The sequence below is a fragment of the Mesorhizobium sp. M4A.F.Ca.ET.090.04.2.1 genome, assembly GCF_003999085.1.
In the GTDB taxonomy this organism is placed as follows: Bacteria; Pseudomonadota; Alphaproteobacteria; order Rhizobiales; family Rhizobiaceae; genus Mesorhizobium.
The window spans coordinates 1-5,958 of the sequence record NZ_RZOT01000379.1 but is presented as its reverse complement, the minus strand read 5'-3'; the positions used below and the strand labels follow the sequence as shown (position 1 = coordinate 5,958).

General features: G+C 63.2%; 6 protein-coding genes. 5 read left to right on the top strand and 1 reads right to left on the bottom strand.

Features of this window, described 5'->3' with window-relative positions; genetic code table 11:
* The 5 genes from EN781_RS23255 to EN781_RS23235 form a co-directional block, all read left to right on the top strand.
* Window positions 1-320: DUF922 domain-containing protein (locus EN781_RS23255; RefSeq protein WP_127400368.1), on the top strand; the 320-nt coding region annotated here is incomplete at its 5' end.
* A gap of 430 nt (window positions 321-750) precedes the next feature.
* Complete coding sequence (gene ugpC / locus EN781_RS23250; RefSeq protein ID WP_126055288.1) at window positions 751-1,833, top strand: sn-glycerol-3-phosphate ABC transporter ATP-binding protein UgpC; 1,083 nt, start codon at window positions 751-753, stop codon at window positions 1,831-1,833.
* Window positions 1,834-1,871: 38 nt separating this feature from the next.
* On the top strand, window positions 1,872-3,197 hold the full coding sequence (locus EN781_RS23245) for an ABC transporter substrate-binding protein (protein ID WP_126055289.1): 1,326 nt from the start codon (window positions 1,872-1,874) through the stop codon (window positions 3,195-3,197).
* A 109-nt stretch (window positions 3,198-3,306) separates the two neighbouring features.
* Window positions 3,307-4,245, top strand: a complete 939-nt coding sequence (locus EN781_RS23240) for a sugar ABC transporter permease (protein ID WP_126055290.1) — start codon at window positions 3,307-3,309, stop codon at window positions 4,243-4,245.
* 1 nt (window position 4,246) lies between these two features.
* Window positions 4,247-5,140 carry a carbohydrate ABC transporter permease gene (locus EN781_RS23235; protein WP_127400367.1) on the top strand — a complete coding sequence of 298 codons (894 nt, stop codon included), beginning with the start codon at window positions 4,247-4,249 and terminating at the stop codon, window positions 5,138-5,140.
* A 73-nt stretch (window positions 5,141-5,213) separates the two neighbouring features.
* Here the strand turns inward: EN781_RS23235 and EN781_RS23230 are convergent, their stop codons facing one another.
* Window positions 5,214-5,918, bottom strand: coding sequence for an SDR family oxidoreductase (locus tag EN781_RS23230; protein WP_127400366.1), 705 nt, complete (start codon window positions 5,916-5,918; stop codon window positions 5,214-5,216).
* Window positions 5,919-5,958: the final 40 nt, after the last annotated feature.

Below are 5,958 nucleotides of genomic sequence, written 5' to 3'. Positions count from 1 at the left end.
CCTACACGCTGCCGAAGCCAGCCACGCCGATGCCGGCGGCGAAACTGTCCCAGCGCTTTTGCAAACCCGCCGGCATCGCCGCGCATGAGAAGGTGCATGGCGCCCAGATCGTCGACATGGTGCAAAAGATCGAGGCGCTGAGCGTGGGCTTCACGATCGCCGACGACCCCGGCTGCAAGAAGATCAGGACCGAGCTCACCGCACGGCTTGCCGAACTTTCACAAGCGCAGCGTCAGGCCAGCCGCGATTTCGACCGCGTCGAGTTCGGACCGGGCGGGAATTTGCAGAGGCTGGTGCTGGCGTTTGTGAATGGGGAATGAGCCCAGCTCAGCCAAGGTCATCCGAACATTTGCGATGATCGATCTCCACCCCGGCGAGAAAATCGGCAGATCCGTGATTCGAAGGAGTGCGGTGCCATTCAAGCATTGGCCTATAAAACCCCAGCGAGCTTACCAGTAGATCGATACACGCTGGAATAGCACAGCATGCGTGGACTTCCGTCTAAGGCCTATCGACGTTCATTGAGCCTGAGCGATTAGGCAGATCTGGCTTCTCACCGCCGCTTTACACGCAGGGTTGGTAGCGCTACCGTTTGCCCAGTCGCGTGACCAAGGGGGGAGCCTTGGTAGCTGTCGCCGGCTGGTGTGGTGGATTGAGGTTCCCGCCGTTTTAACGGGATCCGCTTCAAGGCCATGTCAGAAAGAAAATGGAGTCTTGCGGACGTCGCAGGACCCAGCCGGGAGGATTTCGATGGCGTCTGTCGCGATTGCCGATGTCTACAAGTCATTCGGAAGCGTCGAGATCCTTCACGGCGTCAGCGTGGACATAGAGGACGGTGAATTCGTCACCCTGGTGGGGCCATCCGGCTGCGGAAAATCCACCCTTCTCAGGATGATCGCCGGCCTGGAAAAGATCTCGCGCGGGCAGATCGCAATCGGCGAGCGTGTCGTCAACAACGTCGCGCCAAAGGAGCGCGACGTTGCCATGGTGTTCCAGAACTACGCGCTCTACCCGCATATGACGGTTGCCGAGAACATGGCGTTCTCGCTGATGCTCAAAGGTGTCTCGAAGGCAGAAAGCGAAGCCGGCGTCCGGCGCGCGGCCGAGATCCTCGGGCTGGTGCCCTTGCTGTCGCGCTATCCGCGCCAGCTTTCAGGCGGCCAGCGCCAGCGCGTCGCCATGGGCCGGGCGATCGTGCGCAATCCGGCCGTCTTCCTGTTCGACGAACCGCTCTCAAACCTCGACGCCAAGCTCCGGGTGCAGATGCGTGCCGAGATCAAGGAGTTGCACCAGCGGCTGAAGACCACGACGGTCTACGTCACACACGACCAGATCGAGGCGATGACCATGGCCGACAAGATCGTCGTCATGCATGACGGCCTCGTCGAGCAGATCGGGCCACCGCTGGAACTCTACGACCGGCCAAACAATCTCTTCGTCGCCTCCTTCATCGGCTCGCCCGCCATGAACCTGCTCAAGGGCGGGCTTGCGACCGATGGCTCGCCATCCTTTCGCGGCGCAGGCGAGATTTCCGTGCCTTTGGCGGCGACGCCGTCGATCAGCAATGGCGAACCCGTGGTGCTGGGAATACGGCCCGAGCACCTCAGGCTGTCCGACGCGGGGATTCCGGTCACTGTCGCGGTGGTCGAGCCGACCGGCTCGGAGGTGCAGCTCATCGGCCGGACAGAAGGCGGCGAGGAGATCGTCGCGAACTTCCGGGAGCGCCATTCCTTTACGCCAGGTGAAACCGTCCGGCTCTCGGCCGAGCCCGGCCTCATCCATCTCTTTCACGGCGAAACCGGAAAGCGGTTCGAGATGCGCACCAGGCCGTAAGAACGACTGAGCGAGGAAACCGACAGGAGGAGACCACCATGAAATTCACCAGACGTGACGTGATCCGCACGACCGCCGGCGTGGCGGCGGGCGCCTTGGGAAGCCGGTTCGTCGGCTCTCCCGCCCTGGCCCAGGAAGGCCTGAAATACAAGCCGGAGGACGGCGCGAAGCTCAGGCTGCTGCGCTGGTCGCCCTTCGTGCAGGGCGATGAGGACCAGTGGCTGGCCAACACCAAGCGGTTCACCGAGGCGACAGGCGTCGAGGTTCGCGTCGACAAGGAAAGCTGGGAAGACATCCGTCCCAAGGCGGCGGTCGCCGCCAATGTCGGTTCCGGTCCCGACCTGATGTTCGTCTGGTTCGACGACCCGCATCAATACCCCGACAAGCTGCACGACGTGACCGAGCTGGGTGAGTATCTGGGCTCGAAATATGGCGGCTGGTACGACGGACCGAAGCAGTACGCGACCCGGGAAGGCAAATTCCTCGGCCTGCCGCTCGCCACCATCGGCAATGCCATCGTCTACCGCGAAAGCTGGGTGAAAGAGGCCGGATTCGCGGAATTTCCCAAAGACACGGCGGGCTTCCTCGAGCTCTGCAAGGCCTTGCAGGCGAAGGGACATCCTGCCGGCTTCACGCACGGCCACGGCGTCGGCGACGGCAACAACTATGCGCACTGGCTGCTCTGGAGCCATGGCGGCCAGATGGTCGACGAGAGCGGCAAGGTGGCGATCAACAGCCCCGAGACGTTGAAGGCGATCGAATACGCGCAGCAGCTCTACAAGACCTTCATTCCGGGCACCGAGAGCTGGCTCGACGTCAACAACAACCGTGCCTTCCTGGCCGGCGAAGTGAGCGTCATCGCCAATGGCATTTCCGTCTACAACACGGCCAAGGTCAACAAGGACAAGGATCCGAAACTGGACGAAATCGCCAAGGACATGCGCACCACCAACCTGCCGATCGGTCCGGTCGGAAAGTCCGTCGAGCTGTTCCAGGTGACCAGCGCCGTCATCTTCGACTACACGCCCTACCCCAACGCAGCCAAGGCCTATCTGCAGTTCATGTTCGAGGATCCGCAGATGGCGGACTGGATCACCTCCTCGTCGGCCTATTGCTGCCAGACGCTCAAGGCTTTCGACAACAATCCGGTGTGGAAGGCCGACCCGAACAACGCCGCCTACGCGAAGGCCTCAGCGACGCTGCGCCCCAACGGCTTTGCCGGGCCGCTCGGCTACGCCTCGGCCGCGACCATGGCCGACTATGTGCTGGTCGACATGTTCGCCAAGGCAGTGACCGGCCAGGCGACGCCAAAGGAGGCGATGGAAGAGGCGGAGAAGCGCGCCAACCGCTACTATCGGGTTTGATCACCGCCCGGCCGGGCAGCCGCGACCGCGCGCTGCCCGCTGAGGGGTGCGCAACCGGGCGGCGGCCGCCTTGGCCGCCACGCAACCACATCTGATGAGGAGCCACCGCATGGCCGTGCCGTCCGTTGCCGTCGAGCAGCGTTCTTCGATCCTGTCGCGCCTGAGCGAAAGCCGCAACGCGCTTGGCTTCGGCTTCATGCTGCCGGCGGCGGCGCTGCTCCTGGTGTTTCTGACCTATCCGCTCGGGCTCGGCGTCTGGCTCGGCTTCACCGATGCCCGCATCGGCCGCCCCGGCATCTTCATCGGTATCGAGAACTATCAATACCTTTGGAGCGACGGCGTCTTCTGGCTCTCCGTCTTCAACACCCTGCTCTACACGATCAGCGCCTCGATCCTGAAGTTCATGCTCGGCCTCTGGCTGGCGCTCATCCTCAACGAGAACCTTCCCTTCAAATCGTTCTTCCGCGCCGTGGTGCTGCTGCCCTGGGTGGTGCCGACGGTGCTGTCGGCGATCGCCTTCTGGTGGATCTACGATTCGCAGTTCTCGATCCTGTCCTGGGCGCTGCAGCAGATGGGCCTGATCGACCATCGCATCAATTTCCTCGGCGACCCGACAAACGCGCGCGCCTCGGTCATCGCGGCCAATGTCTGGCGCGGCATTCCTTTCGTCGCCATCACCCTGCTTGCCGGCCTGCAGACGATTCCCCAATCGCTTTACGAGGCCGCCACGCTCGACGGCGCCAGCCGCTGGCAATTGTTCCGCCATGTGACGCTGCCGCTGTTGACGCCGATCATCGCCATCACCATGACCTTTTCGGTGCTGTTCACCTTCACCGATTTCCAGCTGATCTATGTGTTGACCCGCGGCGGACCGGTCAACGCCACCCACCTGATGGCGACACTGTCCTTCCAGCGCGGCATTTCAGGTGGCCAGCTTGGCGAGGGCGCCGCTATCGCGGTCGCCATGATCCCCTTCCTGCTGGCGGCGATTCTGTTCAGCTATTTCGGCCTGCAACGCCGCAAGTGGCAGCAAGGCGGCGGAGACTGAAATGGCCGCGATCAAGAGACCGAGACGTCCGGAAACCGATGAAGGCGGCATGGGCTACCTGCAAAGCCTGCCGCGCCGCGTGGTGACGGTCTATCTGCCATTGCTGGTGTTCATCATCGTGCTGCTGTTTCCGTTCTACTGGATGACGATCACGGCGGTTAAGCCCAATGTCGAGATGACCGACTACGCCAACTTCAATCCGTTCTGGGTCGTGCATCCAACGTTGCAGCACATCCGCTATCTTCTCTTCGAGACGTCCTATCCCGGTTGGCTGCTCAACACCGTCATCATCTCCACCGCCGCCACGTTCCTGTCGCTGCTGGCGGCGGTGCTGGCAGCCTATGCGATCGAACGGCTGAGGTTTTCGGGAGCGCGGCAGGTCGGTCTCGCCGTCTTCCTCGCCTATTTGGTGCCGCCCTCGATCCTGTTCATTCCGCTGTCGGTGATGGTGTTCAACCTCGGGCTCTACGACACGCCGTTCGCGCTGATCCTCACCTACCCGACGTTCCTGATCCCGTTCTGCACCTGGCTGCTGATGGGCTATTTCCGCTCCATCCCCTTCGAGTTGGAGGAATGCGCGCTCATAGACGGAGCGACGCGGCTGCAGATCCTCACCAAGATCGTGCTGCCGCTGTCGGTGCCGGGCCTGATTTCCGCCGGCATATTCGCATTCACCCTGTCCTGGAACGAGTTCATCTACGCCCTGACGTTCATCCAGTCGTCGGAGAACAAGACCGTGCCGGTCGGCGTGCTGACCGAACTTGTGCGCTCCGACGTCTACGAGTGGGGGGCGCTGATGGCGGGCGCGCTGATCGGCTCGCTGCCGGTCGTGGTGCTCTACTCGTTCTTTGTCGAGCACTACGTTTCCTCGATGACCGGCGCGGTGAAGGAATGACGGCCTGCCGCGAGCGGCTTGCCGCCAATGCGCAACGGCAGGCCGGGCGCATCCCCCCGCGGGCCGATGGGCGTCAGATCGCGGCGATGATGCCGCCGTCGACGCGGATGTTCTGGCCGGTGATGTAGCCGGCGCCGTCGGAGGCGAGGAAGGCGATGGTCGCGGCGATCTCTTCGCTGGTGCCGTAGCGCTGCATCGGCACGCTGTCACGGCGCTCCTCGGTGGCGGGCAGGCTGTCGATCCAGCCGGGCAGCACGTTGTTCATGCGCACATTGTCGGCGGCGTAGGTGTTGGCGAAGATCTTGGTGTAGGCGGCAAGGCCGGCCCGGAACACCGCCGAGGTCGGAAACATCGGGCTCGGCTCGACCACCCACGCCGTTGAGATGTTGATGATGGCGCCGGCCTTCTGCCTGACCATGTGGGGCGCCACGATGCGCACCGGCCGGATGACGTTCATCAGGTAGACGTCGAGCCCGGTGTGCCATTGTTCGTCGGTGATCTCGAGGATCGGCGCGCGCGGTCCGTGGCCGCCGCTGTTGACCAGCACGTCGATGCGGCCGAAGCGTTCGAGCGTCAGGTCGGCAAGACGCTGCAGATCCTCGTTCGACTGGTTGGATCCGGTGACGCCGAGCCCACCGAGTTCCGTGGCGAGCGCCTCGCCCTTGCCGGACGACGACAGGATCGCAACCTTGAAGCCGTCGGCGGCCAGGCGCTTTGCCGCCTCCGCGCCCATGCCGCTGCCGCCGTCAACGACGACCGCTTCTTTTTCTACACTCATTGCGTCTTCCTTCCGGATTGGTTTCGGCCCGTACCAGCAT

What these genes read in the sequence shown, in the direction of transcription:
- EN781_RS23245 (WP_126055289.1), top strand. Translation starts at nt 1,872, where the DNA reads ATGAAATTCACCAGACGTGACGTGATCCGCACGACCGCCGGCGTGGCG.
- EN781_RS23235 (WP_127400367.1), top strand. Translation starts at nt 4,247, where the DNA reads ATGGCCGCGATCAAGAGACCGAGACGTCCGGAAACCGATGAAGGCGGC.
- EN781_RS23230 (WP_127400366.1), bottom strand. Translation starts at nt 5,918, where the DNA reads ATGAGTGTAGAAAAAGAAGCGGTCGTCGTTGACGGCGGCAGCGGCATG.
- EN781_RS23240 (WP_126055290.1), top strand. Translation starts at nt 3,307, where the DNA reads ATGGCCGTGCCGTCCGTTGCCGTCGAGCAGCGTTCTTCGATCCTGTCG.
- ugpC (WP_126055288.1), top strand. Translation starts at nt 751, where the DNA reads ATGGCGTCTGTCGCGATTGCCGATGTCTACAAGTCATTCGGAAGCGTC.